The organism is Akkermansiaceae bacterium (assembly GCA_019634595.1).
Classification (GTDB): domain Bacteria; phylum Verrucomicrobiota; class Verrucomicrobiia; order Verrucomicrobiales; family Akkermansiaceae; genus Luteolibacter.
On sequence record JAHCBC010000003.1, the window covers coordinates 550,638 to 573,456 of the forward strand.

18 protein-coding genes and 1 tRNA gene are annotated in these 22,819 nt (G+C 61.7%); 13 read left to right on the forward strand and 6 right to left on the reverse strand.

What is annotated here, in order from left to right; translation table 11 throughout:
- Positions 1 to 38 precede the first annotated feature (38 nt).
- Both KF712_13065 and KF712_13070 read right to left on the reverse strand, forming a co-directional pair.
- Positions 39 to 113, reverse strand: a tRNA-Thr gene (locus KF712_13065).
- A 184-nt stretch (positions 114 to 297) separates the two neighbouring features.
- On the reverse strand, positions 298 to 1,125 hold the full coding sequence (locus KF712_13070; protein ID MBX3741920.1) for a TIGR00282 family metallophosphoesterase: 828 nt from the start codon (positions 1,123 to 1,125) through the stop codon (positions 298 to 300).
- Positions 1,126 to 1,200: 75 nt separating this feature from the next.
- Here KF712_13070 and KF712_13075 point away from each other — a divergent pair, with 75 nt between their 5' ends.
- The 5 genes from KF712_13075 to KF712_13095 all read left to right on the forward strand — a co-directional run bounded on the left by KF712_13075 (position 1,201) and on the right by KF712_13095 (position 8,177).
- Complete coding sequence (locus KF712_13075; GenBank protein ID MBX3741921.1) at positions 1,201 to 2,502, forward strand: N-acetylmuramoyl-L-alanine amidase; 1,302 nt, start codon at positions 1,201 to 1,203, stop codon at positions 2,500 to 2,502.
- A 132-nt stretch (positions 2,503 to 2,634) separates the two neighbouring features.
- A complete protein-coding gene (locus KF712_13080; protein ID MBX3741922.1) occupies positions 2,635 to 4,119 on the forward strand; it encodes a c-type cytochrome in 1,485 nt (494 codons plus the stop codon).
- A 22-nt stretch (positions 4,120 to 4,141) separates the two neighbouring features.
- On the forward strand, positions 4,142 to 5,593 hold the full coding sequence (locus KF712_13085) for a hypothetical protein (GenBank protein ID MBX3741923.1): 1,452 nt from the start codon (positions 4,142 to 4,144) through the stop codon (positions 5,591 to 5,593).
- Between the two features lie 244 nt (positions 5,594 to 5,837).
- Positions 5,838 to 6,401, forward strand: a complete 564-nt coding sequence (locus tag KF712_13090; protein ID MBX3741924.1) for a spermine synthase — start codon at positions 5,838 to 5,840, stop codon at positions 6,399 to 6,401.
- 78 nt (positions 6,402 to 6,479) lie between these two features.
- Entirely contained in the window at positions 6,480 to 8,177 is a 1,698-nt protein-coding gene (locus KF712_13095) for a hypothetical protein (protein MBX3741925.1), read from the forward strand.
- Positions 8,178 to 8,193: 16 nt separating this feature from the next.
- On the opposite strand, the gene KF712_13100 is transcribed toward KF712_13095, so the two are convergent.
- Positions 8,194 to 8,928 (reverse strand): PEP-CTERM sorting domain-containing protein, encoded by a 735-nt coding sequence (locus KF712_13100; GenBank protein MBX3741926.1) that lies wholly within the window; start codon positions 8,926 to 8,928, stop codon positions 8,194 to 8,196.
- A 139-nt stretch (positions 8,929 to 9,067) separates the two neighbouring features.
- Between KF712_13100 and hprK the strand changes: the two genes are divergently transcribed.
- The 3 genes from hprK (at position 9,068) to KF712_13115 (ending at position 11,499) form a co-directional block, all read left to right on the forward strand.
- Positions 9,068 to 10,036 carry an HPr(Ser) kinase/phosphatase gene (gene hprK / locus KF712_13105; protein MBX3741927.1) on the forward strand — a complete coding sequence of 323 codons (969 nt, stop codon included), beginning with the start codon at positions 9,068 to 9,070 and terminating at the stop codon, positions 10,034 to 10,036.
- A 296-nt stretch (positions 10,037 to 10,332) separates the two neighbouring features.
- Positions 10,333 to 11,058, forward strand: coding sequence for a hypothetical protein (locus KF712_13110; GenBank protein ID MBX3741928.1), 726 nt, complete (start codon positions 10,333 to 10,335; stop codon positions 11,056 to 11,058).
- Between the two features lie 42 nt (positions 11,059 to 11,100).
- Positions 11,101 to 11,499, forward strand: coding sequence for a hypothetical protein (locus tag KF712_13115; GenBank protein ID MBX3741929.1), 399 nt, complete (start codon positions 11,101 to 11,103; stop codon positions 11,497 to 11,499).
- Positions 11,500 to 11,517: 18 nt separating this feature from the next.
- Here the strand turns inward: KF712_13115 and KF712_13120 are convergent, their stop codons facing one another.
- Positions 11,518 to 13,065 carry an excinuclease ABC subunit UvrC gene (locus tag KF712_13120; protein ID MBX3741930.1) on the reverse strand — a complete coding sequence of 516 codons (1,548 nt, stop codon included), beginning with the start codon at positions 13,063 to 13,065 and terminating at the stop codon, positions 11,518 to 11,520.
- 189 nt (positions 13,066 to 13,254) lie between these two features.
- Here KF712_13120 and KF712_13125 point away from each other — a divergent pair, with 189 nt between their 5' ends.
- The 5 genes from KF712_13125 to speA all read left to right on the forward strand — a co-directional run bounded on the left by KF712_13125 (position 13,255) and on the right by speA (position 19,491).
- Positions 13,255 to 14,061 (forward strand): MotA/TolQ/ExbB proton channel family protein, encoded by an 807-nt coding sequence (locus KF712_13125; protein ID MBX3741931.1) that lies wholly within the window; start codon positions 13,255 to 13,257, stop codon positions 14,059 to 14,061.
- 14 nt (positions 14,062 to 14,075) lie between these two features.
- The gene (locus tag KF712_13130; protein MBX3741932.1) at positions 14,076 to 14,492 is read left to right on the forward strand and encodes a biopolymer transporter ExbD; all 417 of its coding nucleotides are present in this window, start codon (positions 14,076 to 14,078) and stop codon (positions 14,490 to 14,492) included.
- 42 nt (positions 14,493 to 14,534) lie between these two features.
- The gene (locus KF712_13135) at positions 14,535 to 16,913 is read left to right on the forward strand and encodes a tetratricopeptide repeat protein (GenBank protein MBX3741933.1); all 2,379 of its coding nucleotides are present in this window, start codon (positions 14,535 to 14,537) and stop codon (positions 16,911 to 16,913) included.
- A 48-nt stretch (positions 16,914 to 16,961) separates the two neighbouring features.
- On the forward strand, positions 16,962 to 17,396 hold the full coding sequence (locus tag KF712_13140) for a hypothetical protein (protein MBX3741934.1): 435 nt from the start codon (positions 16,962 to 16,964) through the stop codon (positions 17,394 to 17,396).
- Positions 17,397 to 17,544: 148 nt separating this feature from the next.
- Entirely contained in the window at positions 17,545 to 19,491 is a 1,947-nt protein-coding gene (gene speA, locus KF712_13145) for a biosynthetic arginine decarboxylase (protein ID MBX3741935.1), read from the forward strand.
- A gap of 18 nt (positions 19,492 to 19,509) precedes the next feature.
- Here speA and KF712_13150 read toward each other — a convergent pair whose 3' ends face one another.
- Both KF712_13150 and KF712_13155 read right to left on the reverse strand, forming a co-directional pair.
- Positions 19,510 to 20,802, reverse strand: coding sequence for a hypothetical protein (locus KF712_13150; GenBank protein ID MBX3741936.1), 1,293 nt, complete (start codon positions 20,800 to 20,802; stop codon positions 19,510 to 19,512).
- The gene (locus KF712_13155) at positions 20,799 to 22,739 is read right to left on the reverse strand and encodes a sigma-70 family RNA polymerase sigma factor (GenBank protein MBX3741937.1); all 1,941 of its coding nucleotides are present in this window, start codon (positions 22,737 to 22,739) and stop codon (positions 20,799 to 20,801) included. The genes KF712_13150 and KF712_13155 overlap by 4 nt, the downstream gene beginning before the upstream one ends.
- Positions 22,740 to 22,819 lie beyond the last annotated feature (80 nt).

A 22,819-nucleotide genomic window follows, 5' to 3' on the forward strand; every position in this document is an offset into this window, starting at 1 on the left:
GTGGTTTCGCGTGAGTTCTGAGAGTATCTGACCGCCAATGGAGCTCGTGGGGGGAATTGAACCCCCGACCTCATCCTTACCAAGGATGCGCTCTACCCCTGAGCTACACGAGCAATCTGACGATGTCCGCCCTTCCTTCTTCCGACAAAAGAACCGCGACCTGTCCGCTCCGGACTGACCGCGGCACCCCTGACTTCATGTGGGGAAGAGCGGGCGGACAGTAACAAAGCCCGCCCCTCTGTCAAAAAAAATATCGTCTATTTCCATGTTCTTGGAAAATCGTTGGAAATAAAGGCATTACGCCTTCGAAGAAGTGGATTCCTCCATCTCTTCCTTCAGCAGCAGCGACAATTTTTCAATGTGCAGGCAGGTTCCGCTCTCCACATCCACGTCAACGATCACGCCACAAATCCTCACAACTCCTTTTGCCACAGGGAATCGTGTAGGCATGTTCGATTTGAAGCGCCACACGACCGACTCGATGCTGCGCCCGAGGATGGACTCCTCCGGCCCGCACATCCCTGCATCCGTCAGGTAGCCGGTGCCTCCGGGAAAGATCACATCGTCCGCGGTCTGCACATGCGTATGAGTACCAACGACCAGGGAAACCTTTCCGTCCAGCATGCGGCCCATCGCGATCTTCTCGCTGGTGGTTTCCGCGTGGATCTCGGCGACGATGACCTTCACCCCCAGCCCGTGCAAGCGCCCGACTTCCGCCTCCATGGCCAGAAACGGGTTCTCCAGCGGTGGCTGCATGAAGGAGCGGCCCTGGACCTGAACCACGGCCACCTTCCCCTTCGCCGTCTCAAGGATGACACTCCCCTGCCCCGGAGTTCCTTCCGGATAGTTGATGGGGCGAAGGAGACGCGGCTCGGTCGGGAAATACTCGACGATCTCCTGCTGATCCCAGACGTGGTCTCCGGTCGTCACGACCGCAGCTCCTGCCCGCAGCAGGTCGATGGTGATGCGGGGGGTGATCCCCCTGCCCCCGGCGGCGTTCTCGCCGTTCACGATGATAAAATCGAGGCCCTTCTCTTGTTTCAAGACAGGGAGCTGTCCGATGACCGCTTTCCTGCCGGGCTCACCCACCACATCCCCCAGAAATAAAATACGAATCGATGACATTGGCTTAATCCGGTACCCGTTGGCCCGCGACCGATCCTTTACTCCCGGCCCTCCCGCCTCAATCCTATTTACCGAATGCCGTCCTTTCTGCTCCGCTATTTCCCCATTTTCGTGCTCACCGGGGCGTTCGTTGCCGTTGTCATGCTTTATCTGAAGCTGAAACGGGAGGCTGTCGTCCCGCCACCGGAGATTCCGGAAATCGTTGAAACCGAGATCATCCCGGAAAAACCCGCGCTGTCCCCGCTGGCGCAGCCGCCGGACTGGCAGTCCCTTGCCCCTTTCCAAAGGACCATCACCCGTTCCGACTTCGAGCGGCTGCTGACCACTGTCTTCACGGTCGGGGACAACTGGAAGAACTACATCCTTCTCACCGAAACCAACGCGGTCATCAAGACGACGGACGGCGGGATCTTCATCCTCCAGTTCGCGGAGGAAGCCGTGCCTGCCCCGAAAAGCTGGAAAGCGACCTCCGAACTGCCAGCCGCCCCGGCGGACCAGCCGCTCCAGGATCTCCACATCGCGATCGACCCCGGCCACATCGGCGGAGAGTGGGCGAAGATGGAGGAACGGTGGTTCATCCACGAAGGCGGCACGCCTGTCACCGAGGGCGACATGACCCTGGCGGTGGCCAAGCTCCTGAAGCCCAAACTGGAGGCTCTCGGCGCGCGCGTCTCCCTCGTCCGGGACAAGCCGGAACCCGTGACCACCATCCGGCCGGAGGCCCTTATCCAGGATGCGGAGGCCACCTCCGCCACGCAGGAACCGGAATCCATTTCCAGGCTGGCCCAGCGGCTTTTCTACCGGACCGCGGAGATCCACTCCCGTGCGGAGATCGTCAACGGCCAGCTCAAGCCGGACCTGGTGCTGTGCCTGCATTTCAACGCGGAGGCGTGGGGCGATCCGAATACCCCCACCCTCATCCCACGGACCCATCTCCACCTGATCCTGAACGGAGCCTACAACAACGAAGAGGTCGCTTTGGCGGACCAGCGTTTCACCATGATCAAAAAGCTGCTCTCCCATACCCACGAGGAGGAAGCCTTCGTCGGCAGCACCATCGCGGACACCTACGCGGAGATCAGCCAGCTCCCCCCCTACGTCTATCCGCCGGGCGGCAGCGTGCTTTCCGTGGGCGGCCACCCTTTCCTCTGGGCGCGGAACCTTCTCGCCAACCGGCTCTACGACTGCCCGGTCATCTACATGGAGCCTTACGTGATGAACTCCACCCTCGACTACGCCCGCATCCAGGCCGGGGACTATGACGGGGTGAAGGAAATCGAAGGCCAGCTCCGTCCGTCGATTTTCCGGGAGTATGCGGACGCCCTCGCCGAGGGCCTGCGCCGGCACTACTCGGCTCATCGGGCGAAGGCCGACTGAGATCCCCCTCCTATCGGGGAGCGGACACATTTTATGCGGATCCGGCCATCCCGCCTGGATATTTCGCACTCCGCCCTGCTGGCGGACGCTGGATGCTTGCGTGCTCCGCAGGAACTCCATAAACCCGGTCTCATGTCCTATTCCCGAGGCATTCCGGCGAAATCCATGCGGCCGATCTTCTGCTGCCTCCCTCTCCTTTTTGCCGGCCATCTCCATGCACAGGACGAAGGCCAGCTCTACACCACCTACTGTTCCGCCTGCCACGGCTCTGACGGGAAAGGCGTCCCGGCGGCGAATTCCCCTCCCCTTTCGGAAAGCCCGTGGGTCGCAGGCCCGCCGGACCGCGCGGTGAAGGTGGTGCTGCACGGGCTGGAAGGCCCCATCGAGGTGCTCGGCAAATCCTACAATCTCACGATGCCTCCCCAAGGCGCGGTGCTGCCGGACGACGTCGTCGCTGCGATCCTCACCTATGTCCGCTCCTCCTTTGGCAATGGGGAATCCGCGGTATCCGCCGACCTTGTGAAATCCATCCGCGCGGCGACAGCCACCCGGGAGAAAGCCTGGACCGCTCCGGAGATCCTCAAGCTCCACCCGCTGCCAAAGGAGCCGTCCGCCCTCAAGAACCTCATCTCCCGCACCTACTTCGGAAACTGGAAAGACCTGCCCGACTTCTCCAAACTCACCTCCGCCAACGTCGAGGAGGAACATGACGGCATCATCAGCCTCGACCAGGCCACCAAGCGCGGCGAGCACTTCGGCATGGTATGGGAGGCGGATTTCGAAGCGGAAAAGGACGGCGACTACGAATTCTATTTCGATGCGGATGACGGCGGACGGGTTCTCATCAATGGCAAGAGGATCGCCGAGATCAAGGGCCTCGGCCCGATGAACGGCAGCCGCTCCAAGACCGGAAAGATCAAGCTGGCGAAGGGACTGCATCCCATCCGGATCGAATACTACGAAGTGACCCAGAACGACGGCATCCAGCTCGGCTGGAAAGGGCCGGAAATGAAGGACTTCAAATGGGTTTCCAAGGACACGGCCTCCAATACGAAAAAGTGGAAGGAGATCCTGCTGACACCGAAGGACCGCCCCATCATCTACCGGAACTTCATCGCGGGCAGCACCGCCCGCGCGATCGGTGTCGGTTTCCCCGGGGGCGTGAATCTCGTCTGGTCCGCGGATAATCTGGAACCAACTCTGGTCTGGAAGGGGGACTTCATTGATGCCGGACGTCACTGGACGGACCGAGGCCAGGGCAACCAGGAACCTGCCGGCAAAACGGTCGTGAAACTATCGGACAAACGCCTGTTGCCCGACGATGCGGTCTTCAAAGGCTTCGTTCTCGATTCCGCCGGAAATCCGGCGTTCCGGATCCAGATCGGTGACCAGATTCTCACGGATGCCTGGGAGCGGGGGGAAAAGGATACGCTGATCCGCACCCTCACTCTGAGCGATGGTCCGGCAAAGCTTCCTTTCGCCCTCAACAGCCTCCCGCCGGGAGACCGGCTGCGGATCAGCGGCACCCAGGACGGAATCCGGGAAACCGCAGGCCGCCATGAAGTGGAACTGGTTCCGGGACAACCACGCAGGGTCTTCTACTCGTTCGCTCCCTGAGAATCCTTACCCGCCAAACACCATGTTCTCTTCGCGCACGTTCATCCCGCTTGGTTCAGGACTCGTCATCATGGCTTCCGCCTTCGCAGCCCAGGCCGACTATTACCTCCGTGAGCCCATCCCTCTCCCCGATGGAGGGATCATGGAACTCGGTTCCATCGCCCTCATGCCAGAGAAAAAGATCGCCGTGACCACCCGCCGCGGTGACGTCTGGATCTGCTCCGGAGCGTATGAGAAGGACCTGTCCAAGGTCACTTGGAAGAAATTCGCGGAAGGACTCCACGAACCGCTCGGTGCCTTCTGGAAGGACGGCTCCCTCTATCTCACCCAACGTCCGGAGGTCACCCGTCTGCAGGACACCGACGGGGATGGGACGGCGGATGTCTTCGAAACCATCAACTCCGGCTGGGGCATCAACGGCGACTACCATGAATACGCCTTCGGCAGCCCGGCGGACAAGGAGGGCAACATCTGGGTGGTCCTCTGCCTGACCGGCTCGGGCGGGGCCGCATCCGACTGGCGGGGTTGGTGTGTCCGCGTCACCCCGGATGGAAAGATGATCCCCACCTGCTCCGGCATCCGCTCCCCCGGCGGCATCGGCTTCAACCACGCCGGGGATGTGTTCTACACGGACAACCAAGGGCCGTGGAACGGATCCTCCTCCCTCAAATGGCTGAAGCCCGGCTCGTTCCAGGGAAATCCCACGGGAAACAAGTATCACACCCTGGCCAACCTGCCGGAACCGCCTAAGCCAGCCGATGGTTCACGCATCATCACCGAGCGGGAGAAGCTACCGGAATTCGTCCCGCCCGCCGTGATCTTTCCGCATGCGAAAGTCGGCCAATCGCCCACCGGCATCGCCGCGGATGTCTCCGGCGGGAAATTCGGGCCATGGGAAAACCAGCTTTACGTGGGTGAGCAGACCCACTCGGAAGTCCAGCGTGTCGCCCTGGAACAGGTGAACGGCCTCTACCAGGGTGCGGTATTCAAGTTCCTCGACGGCTTCGGCTCCGGCATCATCCCGCTGCGTCTCGACGCGGAGACCGGCCACCTGTTCGCCGGTGGTTCCAGCCGCGGCTGGGCTTCCCGCGGCGGCAAGCCATTCACCTTCGAGCGCGTCACCTGGACCGGCGTGACGCCGTTCGAGATCCACACGATGAAGGCGGAGAAAGACGGCTTCACCCTGGACTTCACCGAACCCGCGGGGGACTCCGCCGGTGATCCGGCGAGCTACTCCATGGACGCCTGGACCTACATCTACCAGTCGAAGTATGGCAGCCCGGAAGTCGATCAGACAGTTCCGAAGATCACCGCCGCCACGCTTTCCCCGGACAAGAAGTCCGTCCGGCTCAAGATCGACGGCCTCACCAAAGGCCACGTCCACCACCTGGACGCGAAAGGGGTGAAGTCCGCCTCCGGCAGCCCACTATGGCACGCGGAGGCATGGTACACCCTGAACGAGATCCCGAAGTAAGGGAAAGGAAGGCAATTCTCCGAATTGCCCGATAAGGATTGGCCATGTGAGGCGACGTCTTTACTTCTTTCCGGAGAAAGACCCGGGACGCCCCGGCAACGGCCTGGGCCAGGATGGCCCAGCCACATTCCACGTCATGAAACCGACCGTCACCCTCGCCACCACCCGCACCCCGGACGGGGCGACCATGACCCTGCACGAGCATGACGGACAACACTTCCTCAAGGTGGCCGGCCTGCAACTGATGAGCACCACCGCCTCCTCCTCCGAGGAGCAGATGGCGGAACTTTCCTGCGCCACGCTTCCGCCCCGGCCCCGCATTCTCATCGGCGGCCTTGGCTTCGGCTTCACGCTGAAGCGCGTCCTGGAGCTCACCGGCCCGGATGCCGCCGTCCACGTGTCCGAACTCATGCCGGAGATCGTCGCCTGGAACCGCGAGCACCTTTCCGAAGTCAACGGCAGGCTGCTCGACGACCCGCGAGTCACCACCCTCGTCCGCGACGTCTATGACATCATCGGCAAGGCATCCGGCCCCGACCGCTACCACGCCATCCTGCTGGACGTTGACAACGGTCCCGATCCCTTTGTCCAGAAAGGCAACGAGCGCCTCTACCAAGGCTCCGGCCTCGTCCGGATCAAGGCAGCCCTCCAGCCTGGGGGCCGCGTCATCTTCTGGTCCGCCCACCAGGACAAGTCCTTCGTCAAAACCCTCTCCAGGACGTTCAAGAACGTCGAGGCGATCAGCGCCAAGGCCTACCCGAAGGCGAAACGCTTCACCCATACGCTGTTCATCGCGGACCGCGATTGAGCGGGACTCCTCCGGTGACGATTCCGCCACATCGGCGGACTATCCTATGGCATGGTCGGGGAAAGAATCGCCCCGTCCATGGATCTGTTCCTCATCGACGCCATCGGCCCGTTTTTCCGGGGCTATGAAAAGCGCCGCATCAACTGGTCGAAGATCCCGTTCACGCATCTGTGCACCGGGGAGGACAGGGCGGCCCAATGGGAAACGATCCGGGAGGATCTCGCCCGGTTCGCGACGGAAGTCGTCCGGCTTGGTTACAATGCGGTCACTTTGGATGACCTTGCCCATCTGGCCCCGCATCCGCTCCATGAACCGAAGATCCGCGACCGCATCACCGTGTTCCGTGAGGAGTTCGCCAGGCTGTTCGATCTCCTGAAGAATGAATGCGGACTGAAGATTTTCCTGACCTCGGATGTGATCCCGTCCACCCCCGCGCTGGATGCGGCGTTCGGGGGGAATGCCGTTACGTGGGAGGACTACTACCGGGATCTGGTCCGCGGCATCCTCGATGATTTCCCGCAGCTCGACGGCCTCATCCTCCGCATCGGCGAGAGCGATGGCAACGACGTGCGCGACCCCATCCGGACCCGCTTGCACCTCCGCGGGGCGGCGGAGACGAACCGGTTCCTGAAAAACCTGCTGCCCGAGTTCGAAGCCCGCGGCCGCACCCTCATCCTCCGCACGTGGACCGTCGGCGCACACAAGATCGGGGATCTCATCTGGCACCGCCGGACGCTGGCGGAAACCTTTGAGGGCATCGACTCGCCCCATTTCATCGTCTCGATGAAACACGGCGAGAGCGACTTCTTCCGCTACCTGCCGCTCAACCGGGCTTTCTTCCGCCTGCCGCAGCGCAAGCTGCTGGAACTCCAGGCCCGGCGGGAATACGAGGGCGCCGGAGAGTATCCCTCCTACATCGGCCGGGACTGCGAACGCTTCGCCAGGGAGCTCGCCACGGCGGAAAACATGGCGGGCATTTCCGTATGGTGCCAGACAGGAGGCTGGCACCGGTTCCGCCGGTTGCCATTTCTGGAGAACGCCGGGGATGACACTTGGATCCGCCTGAACGCCACCGCCGCCATCGACATCTTCCGCCATGGCAAGTCGGTGGAGGAATCCGTGGGGAATCCCGCCGTCATGGAGTTCCTCACGCTGGCGGACACGGTGATCCACGAGCTGCTCTACATCGAGGACTTCGCCCGCCAGAAGCTGTTCTTCCGGCGGGTCCGCATCCCGCCGTTGCTGCATGCCTACTGGGATTCTCTTTTCATCAACCACGCGGTCCGCAAGGTGCTGCGGCATTTCGTGAAGGATCCGGAACGGGCCTTGAGATCCGCGGAAGGCGCATTCTCGCTTTTTCCGAAAATGATCAGCCTGGCACGCGAGGCGGATCTGCCGGTGGAGGATGTGGAGCACATGCGGGATCTTTTCGGCATCCTGCTCCTCGCGCGGCGTTACTACCTGCTGCCGTATGACGGGGAACTGTGCACCGAACTGCGCGCCGCGAAGAAGGCCTACAAGCAGCGCTGGCCGAAGGGCTCCCGCGAACGCTACCGGCTGAAGATTTCATTCGAACCGGTGAAGGTCACCGGCCGGACGCTGGGCCTGGCCGCCTCCCTGCTCCTGCGGAGAAAGCGCGGCTACCGCCTGATCGACCACATCTTCACCCTCAATCTGCTCGGCTTCGCCTTCCGGGTGTTCAAGCCACGGGACAAACGGAAGATGCCGAAATTCCTCCGCAAGTCAGCAATGGGAGTGGACGCCCTCTTCAAGTGAAAGGGAAGGGATTCCCTCAGATCCTTCTCCGGACCGCAGCCGCACCGAGCAGACCCAGGCCCGCGAGCAGGGCCGACGAAGGCTCCGGCACGATGCTGATGGTGAAACTCTCGTAGCGGCCCGTGCCCTGGGCCCTCACTCCGGCAGATCCTGAAGCAATGGAGGAGTCAGTCACAACGATCGAGGCGGCCAGCGTATTGGATTCGTCATACGCGTAGGCGGAAATGGTGGTGCCGTTGAAATCCATCACGAGCCGCCACGCCGCGTCCGCGACGTAGGTGGGATCCAGCGTTACGTTCGATCCAAGCTGCACCGCAGGCGAACCGCCCACAAACTTGTACAACTGGAGTCGCGGGATGCTGCTCACGTTGATGATCCGTGCATGATAATAGGTGTTGGACGTTGAAATCCGCCCCGCAAGCCCGACCACGGACCCGCTCGACCTCCTCACGGTGGCCTCAATCGTGAAATCCGTCAGCTCGTTGTAAGCGATTCCACCCTCAAGAGGCCCTGTGTAGTGGGAGAGGGCATTTATCCCGGTATCCGGATTCTGGTATCGATAGGCACCGTTGTCATCAATGCGCCAGCCTACTCCGGTGCCGGTCACTGTCCCGCCATCGATCACCGTCCAATCGCCAGGCTGGGTGGCCGTCCCCGGGAAGTCCGTCGTATAGAGAACCGTCGTAGCCTGGGAAAATCCGGTTCCGACAAGCTGGAAGCCGATAACAGTGGCAGCGAGAAGACTTTTCATGGGGTTTCTGGGATTTCGGGCAATGAAATGGAGATGAACAAGGCCCTTCGCGGCCCGCCGGACTACAGCCATACGTCCGCCAGCCTGATTTCTTTTCGCGTGCCGCGACGTCCCGGGTTTGATTGAGTGGACACAAGTCATGACCCCACGCGTCAAAACCGTCGCCTCCATCACCGTCGGAAAGTTCTTCGAGAACCATGCCGAAGCCCTCGGCCTCACCCTCCACGGTGAAAGTGTCGGCTTTGACCGGCCGATCAGCGAACCGGCGATCAACCGTCCCGGCCTGGCACTCGCCGGCTTCTTCTCCTACTTCGCGCCGAAGCGGGTCCAGGTGCTGGGAAACTCCGAACTTTCCTACCTGAAGAAGCTGCCGGAGGCCATGCGCGCCGACCGTTTCCGCCGGATGTGCGACCGTGACATCCCCTGCATCGTCATCGCGCGCGGAGCCACCATCGGGGAGGACCTGATGGCGGTGGCGAAGGAGCATTCCATCCCGGTCTTCGGCACCTCCCAGGTGACGATGAAGTTCCTCAACGCGGCGACGATCCGCCTGGAGCACGAGTTCGCACCCAGTGTCACGATGCACGGCTGTATGGTGGACATGCGCGGCGTGGGCGTGCTGATCATCGGCAAGAGCGGCTCCGGAAAATCCGAAACCGCGATCGGCCTGCTGGAACGCGGGGCGTCCCTGGTGGCGGATGACATGGTGCGCATCAAGCTGGTGGGCGGCGAACTGACCGCCACCGCGCCCGACCTTTCCCGCGGCTACATGGAGATCCGCGGCATCGGCGTGATCAACGTGGCCAACCTCTACGGACTGGCCTCCATCCGCCCGGAGAAGCGCGTCGATCTGGTCGTGACGCTCAAGCCGCAGGCGGACCTCAATGAAGTGGACCGCCTGGGCCTCCAGCAGAAAACCCACGAGATTCTCGGCCAGCACATCACCCACGTGGAGATCCCCGTCGGTCCCGGACGGGACACCGCCCGGATGGTTTCCATCGCCGCGCTGGACCAACAGCTCCGCCGCTTGGGCTACAACATGGCGGACGAGTTCAACCAGAAGCTCCTCAGCCACATGGCGGGCATGAATGCCGGGCCGATGAGGTGATTCTGGAGATCCTCGCTGTCCCGGCCTGTCCCCAGGGCCACCTCATTTCGAGCGCTGCTTGGAGGAAAGTCGTTGGATGACCACTGATTGCACTGATTTACTGATTTGAAGAGAGAGAATCGATTGCCGCTCATTCACATTGCGGCCCTATTATCCAATTCTGAATCAGTAAATCAGTGCAATCAGTTGTAATTTTGACCAAATTCCGGGTGCAGCTTTCCAAAATGAAGTGACCCTGGGCCTGTCCCGGCAGCAGATTGACACCCGGAGGCCTTCCGAGATAGGGATATCGTTCCATGAGGAATGGAACCATCGCCGCCGGTCTGCTCGTGACCTTGACCGTAGGATTCATGGCGGGGCGGATCACGTCCTCATCGGAAACAGCCCATGACAGCGCGGGCGGCACGCATGGCCGGACAGCTACCGCCAAAACACGCGTGGCGGAACGGCCGCCGGTGGAACGCCCCTCCTCTCCCGGAGCCCGGCTGAAGCAGGAAATCCGGGCGCAACCGGCTGACCGGATCCCCCAACTGGTTTTCCGCGCCTTGGAAACGGGGGATCCCATCCTGCGCAGGCAACTGATGTCCGAACTCTATTCCCGGAGGGATCACACGAACTACCGGGAAATGATGAACCAGATCCTGGAGATATCCAATGCCACGGCACGGGAGTATCCGGAAGAGTATCTGCTGATGAGCATGCGGGCCGGTCAGATTGCCGGTCAGACGGTGATGGAGGACTGGAAGAAAAACGGCATCACCACCGAAGCGGCGTCCAAGTCGTTCACGGGCTGGGCGCAAGTGGATCCGGAAGCCGCACGACGCTGGCTGGAAGCGAATCCCGATCTCGATGGAAGCACCAGGAGCAAACTCTTCAACGCCCTCCTCACCGGGGCCATGATCAATGATCCGGCGTCCGCCACACGGCTCTACGGCTCTCTCCAGGGGGAAGACCGTGAGCGGGCCCTGGCCACCTTCACCAACCAGATCGTCCAGGTGGCGGGGAAAGAGAGTGGGGTGTAGTGGCTCCACGAACTCAAAGCGAGCGGTGGCGATGATCCGTATGTGCGGCGGGCGGCGACCTCCCTTTTCGACCGCATCCTCTGGTCAGGCGCGAACCGGCGGAACGCCGCCTCCCTCGCAAGAGACCTGGAGAGCCTGATCACAACGTTCCCGGATGATGCCGACTGGACGACACGTGGCATGGGGCAGATCCGGGACAGGAAAGTCACGGGAGGAATCGAACTTCTCGACGAACTCGCCCGGGGCCCGGTTTTCAAAGGCAAAGAGTTCAGCCAACGCCAGTGGAACAGTGCCGTCGATTTCGCCCTCCAGCGGGACCACGCGGCGGTGGACCGCTGGCTGAAAGAAAACCCGGACTCCCCCATCCATGCGCAGGTGCTGGAAATGGCGGAGAGGAAGAAGGCCGCACAGGCGGCGAAGGCTCCTCCCGCACCGAATTGAACGACCGGCCTCATGCCATCAGGAAAGCCAATCGAGAATGGCCGCGGCGGATTTCTCCGAGATTCCGGGGATTTCCGCGATCTGTTTGGCGGTGGCTTTCTTCACCCGCTCCACGCTGCCGAATTTCTCCAGCAGGAGCTTCTTCTTCCGTGGTGACATGCCGGGGATGTCATCCAGCAGGCTTTCCTTCATCCGCCTGCGGTAGAGCAACGCGTTGTAGCCGTTGGCGAAACGGTGGGCTTCATCCCGGATGCGCTGGAGGAGTTTCAGGGCGCCGCGGTCGTGTGGGATGAGGATCGGCTCGCTGTGGCCGGGGATGAAGACCTCCTCCCGCTGTTTCGCCAAGCCGATCACCGGCAAATCATGCAGCCCGAGATTTCCCAGCTCCCGCACGGCCATGCCAAGCTGGCCCTTGCCACCGTCCACGATCACCAGATCCGGCAGCACGATCTTCGCCCGGCCTTCCCGGGCGAGTCGCCGCTGGGCCTCGATGACGTCTTCCTGGGAAATCTCCGCATCCGGATCCGCCGAGGCGTTTTCCATGAGGATGCGGGAGTAGCGCCGCCGGATGACCTCCGCCATGGAGGCGAAATCATCCTGCCCCTCCACCGTGCGAATGCGGTAGCGGCGGTAGTTCTGGTTGTCCGGCTTGCCATCCGTGAACCTCACCATCGAGGCGACGATGTGATTGGAGGAGACGTTGGAAATGTCGAAGCACTCCATGACACGGGGTGGCCCGGACAAGTGGAGCGCCTCCCCGAGGTCCGCCAGATCCTCCACCGGCTTCACGGTGGTGGGCACCCCGCGGCCGCGGGTGAACTGGCGCGTGGGGCTGAGGGTCTTCTCCAGATTGAGCATGACATCGCGGAGGTTCGCCGCTTTTTCGAAATCCAGGTTCGCGGCGGCGCGCTCCATGTCCGCACGGAGGTTGTCGAACATCTCCTTCCGTCCCTTCCCCTCCAGCATCCGGCAGGCCTCCTCCACCTTCAGGAGATAGGCGGCCCGGTCGATCCGCCCGATGCAGGGTGCGGCGCAGTTGCGGATGATGTCCGCGTTGCAGTGCTTGTAGTCGGTCTCCCCCGGGACCACGGGGCGGCAGACCCGCAGCCCGCAGGCACGGTTGATCCAGGAAATGGTTTCCCGGAGCGCCCCTGAATGCGGGAACGGCCCGAAGTAGCGGGCGCCATCCTCCTTTTTCAGACGGGTGGTCATGAACTTCGGCCAAGGGTCTTCCATCCGGACCTTCACCAGCAGGAAGCGCTTGTCGTCCCGGAAGGCGACGTTGTAGCGCGGGCGGTAGTCCTTGATCAGCTTGCCCTCCAGCAACAGCGACTCCTGCTCGTTGCGGACGATGTGGAACTCGAAATCCACGATGGAATCGATCAGCGCACGGGTCTTGAGGTCCGCGCGGGTCTTCCGCGAAGCCATGAAGTAATTCGACAGCCGCTTGCGGAGATCCCGCGCCTTCCCGACATAAATGATCGAACCGAGACGGTCCTTCATCAGGTAGACGCCGGGTTGATGTGGCACCTCGCCAAGCCTTGATCTCAAGTCACTCCCTGCCATCCGTGGTTGATTCTGCATCCAATCGCCGGATTTTCAAAAAACAAACCGGAATTCCGGCGACGCCTTTCCGGTGAAAGAAATCGCCGGTTTTCCCGTAATCCGCACCTGCACCCCGGGCTTGCGTTGACCCTCGCGGTCGCTAAACTCCCAGACAACTTCATGAAGTGCCGCCTCCTGACCACCGCGGGGATGTTGATCTCCGCGCTTTCCGTTTCCGCTGCTCCCGTCTCTACCGGCGCTCCCCAGGAGAAAGGACTCATCGAGCTTTTCGCCGCGGGCGGATACACGATGTACGCCCTGCTCCTGATCTCTGTGATCCTGGTGCTGTTCATCCTGGTCTTCCTCGCCACCATCCGCCGCAACGCGGTGGTGAGTGACAAGTTCATGAGCGCCGCGGACGCCATGATCCGCCGCCGGGACTATCTGGGCCTCATCGCCTACTGCCACCGGCAGAACGAATCCATCGCGCGGGTGATCCAGAAGTCATTGGAATTCCTCACGAAGAACCCGAACGCTCCGTTCATCGAGGTGCGCAGCCTCGCCGAAGCGGAAGGCTCCCGCCAGGCGGGCACCCTCACCTCCCGCATCACCTACCTCGCGGACATCGCCGCCATCGCGCCGATGGTGGGTCTGCTCGGAACGGTGCTGGGCATGATCAAGTCGTTCATCCACATCTCCGGTGGGGCGGGCCAGGGCGTGCGCCAGATGGAACTGGCGGGCGGTGTTTCCGAAGCACTGATCGCCACCGCTTCCGGTCTGATCATCGCGATTCCCGCGCTGGTGTTCTACTCCTTCTTCCGGGGCCGCGTCTTCCGCTATGTCTCCGAACTGGAAGCAGCGTCCGCACACCTGATGGCGATCCTGAACAGCCAGATCGAGCGTCAGCCGTCCGGTCCGTCCTATTCCACCCCGGCCGCACGGGGCCGCGGTGATGACTTCGCCATGCCGACGCCAAGCCCGCTGGGAGCGGAGCGCCCGGATCTGCACGGCATCTGAACTCCGAACCGGCCATGAAGTTCAATCGTCACCTACCGCCTCCGGCACCCATGAACCTGGTGCCGATGATCGACGTGTTGTTCCTGCTGCTCGCGTTCTTCATCATTTCCTGGCAATTCTCCCAGTCCGAAACGGAGCTGAACGTCTCCGTCCCCACCGCCGAGGAAGGCACGGACTCCGAGCAGCAACGGGGGGAAATCATCATCAACATCCTCGCGGATCTCTCGATCCGGGTGGAGGGACGCACCGTGACCCTCCCCGAGCTGCAGGAAAAACTGACCGCCCTGGCCAAGGACTACAAGAACCAGCCGGTGCGGCTGCGGGGGGATGCGACCGTCCCCTACCAGCGGATGGTTGACGTGATCGACACCTGCCAAAAAGCGGGGATCTGGAACATTTCGTTCGCCTCCCAAGCTCCGAAAGAGAAATAGTGCAGCCACCTCCGGGAGCTATCCCTGAACCCACCGCATCCCTTGAACCGCGCGTTATCCCTTCTTTTGCTCACTGCCGGAGCCCTGTCGGCCCAGCCGCCGCGTGCCGAGCCGGTGAACGAGGTCCTCGAACAGGATCCCGGTGAGGCGTTCTTCCAGCGTTGCAAGAACCGCTTCAACCAAGGCGTGCAGGCTGCGGACGTGGAGAACCGCATCCTGATTTTCCAGCATGCCGGGGAGTTGCTGGAGAACTACATCAGCCAGTTTCCAAACCACAAGAACACGGAAAGCGCCTACTATTTCCTGGGGGAATCCCTCTACCAGAGCGGCCAGCCGGATGCCGGCAGGCAGCGTTTCCACACCCTGCTGAACCGCTACCCTGACGGACCGTGGGCAGCCCTCGCCGCTTACAAGTTGGGCTTCGAGCACTACACCCGGCGCGAGTACGCCTTCGCAGCCCCCCTCTTCGAACGCTATGCGCTCAACGCGGCGAAGCCTTCCGAGCGCCCGAGGGGAACCTACAATGCGGGCGACTGCTACCGCCTGCTCGGCCGGGACAAGGAGGCGCTGGCCGCTTTCAGGAAGGTCATCGAAGACCCGGCAGGTGCGCCGATGGTCCCGAAGGCGAAATATTTCACGGCCAAAATCCTTCTGAAATCCGGTGATGCGAAGCAAGCCCTGCCCCTCTTCGAGGAAGTGGTCAACTCCGCCGGAAACCCGAACGAACTGCGGGGAGATGCGGCGCTGGACGCTTCCGACGCCGCGGCGAAACTCGGCCAACATGATCTGGCGGACAAGTATCTCCAGTTCATCCTCACGAATCCGGGCATGGAGGCGTTCCGGGCCGATGCCCAGACCACGCTGATGAAGCAGGCGTTCGACCGGAAGGAATACAAAAAGGTCATCGCCATCTACCAACGCAACAATGCCCCTGCCCAGGGCGAACGCGAAGCCGCCCGCCTGACGCTGGCCGCCCGCGCCTACATGGAAAACAAGCAGCCGCAGGAGGCGATGCCGCTTTTCCGCGAGGTGGAGAAGCTGGTGCCGGAAAGCAACCTCGCCTTCCTGGCGGCCTATTACCGGCTCCACTGTTTCTTCCAGATCGAAGGCCGGCACGTGCCTGACCAGGTCGATGGCTTCCTGCAGATCTACCGCAAGACCCGCCCGCCGGATGACCCCAAGATCCAGACCGTCCTGCTGCTGAAGGCGGAAACCCTTTTCGCCGGCGGCAACAACGCGGAGGCCGCGAAAGCATTCGCCGAGATCGATGCCACCGCGATCAGCGAGCAGAATCTCCCAGGCCTGCTCTACAACCGTGGCTGGTGTCTGGCGGAAGCGGGTGACCTCCAGGGCGCCATCCGCTCCCTGGGTGAGTTCATCACGAAATTCCCCAAGGACGGGCGCACCCCATCCGCACTGATGAAGCGCGCGCAATCCTACGCGGAGAGCGGGGACAACGCGAAGGCCATCGCCGATTTCGACCAGCTCACCGCGGAAGGCATGCCGGAAGATCTCTCCACCGCGGCCTGGATCGAGTCAGCCCGCCTCCGGAGGGCGGAGGAGAACGTCCCGGACATGATCGCCCGCTACAAAGGATTGCTCTCCAAAAAGAACATCACCGAAAGCCAGTCCGGGGAAGCGAACTTCCGGATCGGCTGGGGGCTGGTGAAGCAGAACACCCACGCCGAAGCCATCCCCTATCTGGAGAAGGCCCGCGCCCTGGACTCGAAAACCTACGGCAAGCACTCCGGCCTCCTGCTGTGCATGGCCTATGGAGCCATGCTGGATGCCCAGAAACTCTCCGCGGAGATCAACCTCGCCATCGAAGGTGGGTATTCCGAAGAACTTGCCGATCAAACGATCCAGTGGGCCGGCATGCAGGCCTATAACGGCGGCGACTACAAGTCGGCCGCACGCTTCCTCGAACTCATCGCGGACCCGGACGAACCCCGTGCGACCGCCAAGGAAGTCTGGCGCTATCTGGGCAAGGCCCGCTTTGAGACCGGGAACTACGAAGGCGCCCTGGCAGCCGCCAACAACGTGCTGGCCGTGGAGGACAATCCGGGCTGGAAAGCGGACGGACTGGTGGACAAGGGACGCGCCCTGCTCGCCCTTGATCGTGTCGCGGAAGCACGGGTGGCCGCGAATGAGGCCGAGGACCTCCATCCGGCCGGCCGCACCAGCGTGCTGCTCGGCATTCTCAACGGGGATCTTTTCGACAAGGAAGGGGCGGCCGACCGCGCCGCCGCCGCCTACAACAAGATCGTCCAGTTCGCGGCGGATGCGGAACTCAAACCTCTGGCTCTCCACAAGCTGATCCAGCTCCGCGAGCGCAACGGAAACAACGACGAAGCGGACAAACTCCGCCAGCAGCTCCAGAAGGAATTCCCCAACTGGAAGCCTCCCGGCAACGCACCTTGATCTGACAGAGGGATTTTCCAGAATCCTCCTCCGGGTCACTTCCCACCTATGGACCTCGCCTCGCCCGAAATCCAACTGCTCGGTTTCTGCGTGCTGCTGCTGGCATTGGGAGGTGCCATCTGCGCCTCTGTGGTCTTTCTCCGGGAAAAGGGAGCCGGCCCCCGCATCATGCTGGTTGGCTCCATCCTGTCATTGACCGGGATGATTCCACAGGCGCTGACGCAGTTCATCGACTACCGCGCCAACAAGGGCTACGAGCCCCTGGAATTGCCACAGGTCGTGTATTTCACGTTCTGGAACTGGCTTCCCACCGCCTCCGCCCTGGTGTTCGCCGGGGGCCTGCTGATGACCGCCTTCCAGCGCCGGGGCCTCTCGAAAAGAATCGCCGAACTGGAAAGCATTCTTTCGGTCAATGGTCAGCGGTCATCAGACAATGGCCATCAGGATGGGGAAGTTCGCAACCGGCTGACCGCTGACCGCTGACCGCTGACCGCTGACCGCTGACCGCTGACCGCTGACCGCTGACCGCTGACCGCTGACCGCTGACCGCTGACCGCTGACCGCTGACCGCATCCGCCACATCTTCGTCATTGATCCCCCGCCCAGCGGTGCTAACGATTCGCTCCTTCCCATGACGCCTCCTGCCACCGCCACCGGTAAATCCCCGAAACGTCCCGCTGAAAAGGCGTGGTCACCGGACAAGTCCGCCGACCTCTATGGGGTCGATTCGTGGGGACACGGGTTTTTCGGCGTCAACAAGGCCGGCCATGTCACCGTCAAGCTGACGGACGAAGACACCACCGCGGAGGTTTCCCTGCATGAAGTCGTGGAAGGCCTGCGCGACCGTGGCACCCACCTGCCCGTGCTGCTCCGCTTCCGCGACCTGCTCCACTCCCGGATCACCGAACTGAACGAATCCTTCCGCAAGGCCATCAAGGATGTGAAGTACCGTGGCGAGTATCGCGGCGTCTATCCCATCAAGGTGAACCAGCAACGGCAGGTCATCGAGGAAATCTCCGAGTTCGGGAAAAAATACCACTACGGCCTGGAGGCAGGCTCGAAGCCGGAGCTGATCGCCGCACTGGCGCACATGCACGATCCGGAGGCCTACATCATCTGCAACGGCTACAAGGATGAGGAATTCATCGACCTGGCGCTGACCACCCAGAAGATGGGACTCAAGATCATGCTGGTGCTGGAGATGCCGTCCGAGCTGAGCCTGATCCTCGAGCGCTCCCGCAAGATCGGCGTGCTGCCGAACCTCGGCGTGCGCATCCGTCTTTCCACGAAAGGCTCCGGCCACTGGCAGGAGTCCGCGGGCGACAAGTCCGTGTTCGGCCTCAGCGCCAACCAGATCATCGACGTGGTGGATCAACTGAAGGACGCTGGATACCTGGGCTGCCTGAAGATGCTCCACTATCACCAGGGTTCCCAGATCCCGAACATCGCGGCGATCCGCGAGGGCTGCACGGAGGCGGTCCGCGTCTATTGCGACCTGGTGAAGGAAGGCGCGCCGATGGGCGTGCTGGACATCGGCGGTGGCATGGCGGTCGACTATGACGGCTCCCACACCAACTTCGCCTCCTCCTGCAACTACTCCATCGCCGAGTACTGCACCGACATCGTGGAGACGGTTTCCCAGGTCTGTGACAAGGCCGGCATCGCCCACCCGAACCTCATTTCGGAGTCCGGCCGCGCGATCGTCGCCTACTACTCCGTGCTGGTCTTCAACATCCTGGATGTGACCAGCGCGCAGACCAGCGAAGCGGCACCGGCCATCCCGGAAAAGGCACCGCAGAACCTGATCAACATCATCGACATCAACAAAACGCTTTCCACGAAAAACCTGCAGGAAAGCTACAACGACGCGCTCTACTACCGCGACCAGCTCCGCGCGCAGTTCTTCTATGGGGCGGCCACGCTGCGTGAGCGCGGCCTGGGCGAAGCCTGGTTCTGGCACATCCTCACCCGCATCTCGAAGCTCATCGCGGATCTGGATGAGATCCCGGAAGACCTCCGCGAGCTGTCCTCCACGCTGGTTGACTACTACTACGGGAACTTCTCCCTCTTCCAATCCCTGCCGGACTCCTGGGCGATCGACCAACTTTTCCCGGTGATGCCGATCCACCGTCTGGAGGAACGCCCTCGCCACCGCGCGGTGCTGGCGGACATCACCTGCGACTGCGACGGCAAGATCGACCGCTTCATCGACAAGGAGGACGTCGCCAAGATCCTCCCTCTCCACGACCTGAAACCGGATGAGCCTTACTACGTGGCCATCTTCCTCGTCGGTGCGTACCAGGAAACCCTCGGTGACCTCCACAACCTGCTGGGCGACACCAACGTCGTGGGCGTCCACCTTGAGAACGGGAAGCCGGTCTATACCCACGAAGTCGAGGGCGACACCGTGGCCGACGTGCTCACCTACGTGGAATACGATCCGAAGGAACTGATCAGCCGCTTCCGCAACTTCGCGGAGAAGGCCGTGACCGAAGGCCGCATCTCCCCGAAGGAACGCCGCGAGATCCTCGACCGCTACCGCGAGGGACTGAACGGCTACACGTATTTCGAGAGCTGATTCCGCTCCCTGAAGGACTCAACGAAGGCCGTGGCGCTCCGCGAAGGACGCCGCGGCTTTTTTGTTTTCATCCCCGTCAGCAGGCAATGACTTCAGGATGTTCTCCAATGTTTCGCGGCGGACGGCTCCGTCAGGCAGGGTGAGCGCCCATTGCTCTGCAGCCTGCGGATCATACTTCGCCACCGTCTCCGCATAGGCGCGGACGGCACTCGTCTTCCCGGAACCCGCATGGGCGGAAACAAGCCATTGGCCAGCCGCCTGTGGATCAGCTTCCGTCCATTTTGCCATCATCGCCCTCACCGTTCCGTCGATTTTGTCCTGGGACAATGTCCGGCTCACCCAGCCGATCCACTCTCCGGTTTCCGCAGTCCGCACCTTGCCAATCAAGCCTTCGGAGAAAGCTACAAGCTCCGCTTCGGGCAGCTTCAATGTTTCCACCCAACGAATCGCGGAATCGATTCCATCCTTGGCAATTCCTGAAGCGAATTTCTGCAAACCCAGCCTTTCCAACCCGGCTCTCTCAACCGGATCAGTAAGGCCCGCCAAATGTCGTCGCATCGCAGCGAGCATGACATCCCGCTCTCCATCAGTCCGCACGGAACCAAGGATGGCCGCAAATCCGGCTTTCCCATCCTTCAAACCCAGCTGCCCCAGCAGATCGAACGACAATGCCGGATCTTTTACAGCGGCGCTCGCCAAGAGGTTCCTTGCGATGCGCTCAGAAACGTATTCCCCATTGGCCCGGCTGCGCTCCTTCAGCCAATCCGCGGCACCTTGAGGATTGGTCCGTGCCCAGTTCCCCAGCGCAGCACCTGTGACTTCCTCTCCCATCGTCTTCCGTTCGTGCGGATCAGTGAAAAAGGCCTCCATCGTGGACAAATGAGCGAGGGCGGCCTCCGGTCTGCTTTTCACTAATTTCATCATCGCCATCGCGAACAATGCCTTGAGGTTTTCAGACTTCGGCGATGCATCATCCGCCAGCTTCCGGATCAAAATCTCCGCGCGATCCCCGTCCATTGCCTCCAGCAACTTTCCGGGATCTTCGGTTGGACCGGTTCCGTTTTGGAATGCCTGAATAAGCTTCTCCACATCTCCCATCGCGACGGCTTCGTCCTCTCTTCTCAGTCTCGCTCTCGATGAATGAGAATCGACGTTGATATTTGATTCTTCCAGTGACAATCCGGAGGCACGAAGTCGCTCCGCCACCACCCGCTCACGTTGCTTCAGCTCAGAAATGGAGCGTGACTGCAGCACCCAGAGTCCACAGGCGGATGCGATGATCAGGGCCACGAGAATCAGGGACGTTTTCATTTTCCAAGCGATCCGAGGATTTGCTGACGAAGGCCTTCATCCGATATCAAACCAGCGAGCGAAGCAGCCTGGTCTTTATTCCGGAGCGAACCCTCTCCGCTGAGAAACCTTACGAGACGGATATCCGACGGAGATTTCTGATTCAGCGCAACCAACAGCTCCACCAACTCCGGATAGTTCGTCCTCCCTCCTCTCAAGCTGGAAACCTTGGCCAGCGCATTGCCCAAGATTTCATCCGCTGCGCCCGGTGCTTCCGAGCTTGCCCAGGAGCCCACTTCATCCATGTCCTCCATCGTCAGGCGACGATGGAAAAAGTAGTTCGTCAGATGCGCATTGGTCACCTGTCCGACCATGCTTTCCCTCTCGGCTGCCGATACTTCGGCCCGATCAAAATATCGGCTCACTTCAGCGAGGCTTTTCTCTTTTGATGCTTGCGCGGCAATGGCGGAGGCCCTCTCTCCGGCAGGCAACGTATCCCTTACCAACTCCAGAAATGCTCTCTGCTCCCGTTCCCCGGAGGACATTATCACAAATCTGGAGAGGATATCCCTGCGATCTCCAACCGGCAGATTGAGAAGCCGCTTCCGGATGATTCCGGGATGCGTGAGAAACGTCGAAGAACCGAGTTCCGCTTCATACTCGATGGGCCACCTGCCTTGCTCATCAAGATAGCCGGACTCAAACCGACCGGCCGCAATCTGGCGATCCAGCCACTCCACGGCTTTCGCGGGATCTTTCGCAGCCAGGTTTCTGAGAGCGATGGTCAACAGGTGTTCGGTCCCCAGGGTTTGCGTCCCCACCAAACGCTCCAGGGCCAGTTCGGGATCTTCCTCCATGAGGCCACGCACCACCTCCTGCGCCAGCGCCTCTTTGGTGTCCCACGGAATGTCCAATTCCTTCAGATCATCCAGCGCCTGAAGAAGTTCCTGGGAAGAAAGTCCAGAGAGGTAGCGGCGGACCTTTGTCATTTCCAGATCATCGCTGAATCCGCTTCTCAATGTTTCCTCCAACCCTTTCGCCACCTCACGCCAATCGATCGTGCCTTTTCCTCCTGCCTGACCCATCCGTCCTCTCGCTCCCGGTCGGTTGGTGGATATCGGCATCGCAGAGTTCCCCCTGGTTGTGAGCACAGCCTCCATCTTGAGAATCTTCCTCTCCAGCGATGCGACGGCGTTCCGCTGCTCCAACAGAAGGATCGCGGCGATGACGGCGGCCGCAGCCGGCGGAAGGATGGAGGATGCTTTCATGACGAGGATGGGAAGAACCGGATGGAGCGGAGCGGTCGAAAACGCCTTCGACACCAGAAAGGAAATCTTCGGGTTCACCGCGCTCAGGTCTCCAACCAGCCCTTGCGAAAGGACAACAGGAAATGCGATCCCGGCATGGTAGCCCTTCCGCCCAAGCACCGCGCGCAGACGGGCAGTCGCCCGTTCGAGCCGCTTCCTCGCCGCGTCGGTGGCGATTCCCAGCCGTGAGGCGATCTCCGGGACGCTCAGGGCGTGGTAGAAATGGAGCAGCACGGTTTCACGGTCCTTCTCCGGGAGCGAAGCGATCGCCTCATCAATGACGGGGCGGAGTTCCTGCCAGCCATCTCCGCCTTCCTGTGATGGGGTCGTTTTCATTTCAGCGAGGAGCTGTTGCCGCTTCTTCGACTCACGGAGGTTTTTCCTCATGAGATTCCTCGCCTGCATCACAGCGGTGATGTGGAGCCACCCGGCGAGGGACGGGCGGGAGCAAAGGAGGGCGGCTCGCCGTGCCAGCAGAATGAAGACCGCCTGCGAGACCTCCGCCGCCGCTCCGTCATCCCCCGCCACCCTCCGGGCCGCCGCATGGACCATCCCGGCATGACGCTCCACCAGCAACCGGAACGACCGCTCCCTGCGCGCCGACAGCCAGTCCGCGAGAAGCTCGCCATCGGTGGATTCGGAATTCGCCATTCACCTGTTATCTGTCCCGCCGAACGTCCGTGTGGACAAAAAATTCGGATGATCCGGAGTTTTTCCCCGGAGAAGGCCCG

Excerpts from the sequence above, each read along its gene's own strand:
- speA (MBX3741935.1), top strand. The coding sequence starts at position 17,545 with ATGACGCCTCCTGCCACCGCCACCGGTAAATCCCCGAAACGTCCCGCT.
- KF712_13130 (MBX3741932.1), top strand. The coding sequence starts at position 14,076 with ATGAAGTTCAATCGTCACCTACCGCCTCCGGCACCCATGAACCTGGTG.
- KF712_13140 (MBX3741934.1), top strand. The coding sequence starts at position 16,962 with ATGGACCTCGCCTCGCCCGAAATCCAACTGCTCGGTTTCTGCGTGCTG.
- KF712_13075 (MBX3741921.1), top strand. The coding sequence starts at position 1,201 with ATGCCGTCCTTTCTGCTCCGCTATTTCCCCATTTTCGTGCTCACCGGG.
- KF712_13095 (MBX3741925.1), top strand. The coding sequence starts at position 6,480 with ATGGATCTGTTCCTCATCGACGCCATCGGCCCGTTTTTCCGGGGCTAT.
- KF712_13085 (MBX3741923.1), top strand. The coding sequence starts at position 4,142 with ATGTTCTCTTCGCGCACGTTCATCCCGCTTGGTTCAGGACTCGTCATC.
- KF712_13120 (MBX3741930.1), bottom strand. The coding sequence starts at position 13,065 with ATGGCAGGGAGTGACTTGAGATCAAGGCTTGGCGAGGTGCCACATCAA.
- KF712_13090 (MBX3741924.1), top strand. The coding sequence starts at position 5,838 with ATGAGCACCACCGCCTCCTCCTCCGAGGAGCAGATGGCGGAACTTTCC.
- hprK (MBX3741927.1), top strand. The coding sequence starts at position 9,068 with ATGACCCCACGCGTCAAAACCGTCGCCTCCATCACCGTCGGAAAGTTC.
- KF712_13150 (MBX3741936.1), bottom strand. The coding sequence starts at position 20,802 with ATGAAAACGTCCCTGATTCTCGTGGCCCTGATCATCGCATCCGCCTGT.
- KF712_13100 (MBX3741926.1), bottom strand. The coding sequence starts at position 8,928 with ATGAAAAGTCTTCTCGCTGCCACTGTTATCGGCTTCCAGCTTGTCGGA.
- KF712_13070 (MBX3741920.1), bottom strand. The coding sequence starts at position 1,125 with ATGTCATCGATTCGTATTTTATTTCTGGGGGATGTGGTGGGTGAGCCC.
- KF712_13110 (MBX3741928.1), top strand. The coding sequence starts at position 10,333 with ATGAGGAATGGAACCATCGCCGCCGGTCTGCTCGTGACCTTGACCGTA.
- KF712_13155 (MBX3741937.1), bottom strand. The coding sequence starts at position 22,739 with ATGGCGAATTCCGAATCCACCGATGGCGAGCTTCTCGCGGACTGGCTG.
- KF712_13080 (MBX3741922.1), top strand. The coding sequence starts at position 2,635 with ATGTCCTATTCCCGAGGCATTCCGGCGAAATCCATGCGGCCGATCTTC.
- KF712_13125 (MBX3741931.1), top strand. The coding sequence starts at position 13,255 with ATGTTGATCTCCGCGCTTTCCGTTTCCGCTGCTCCCGTCTCTACCGGC.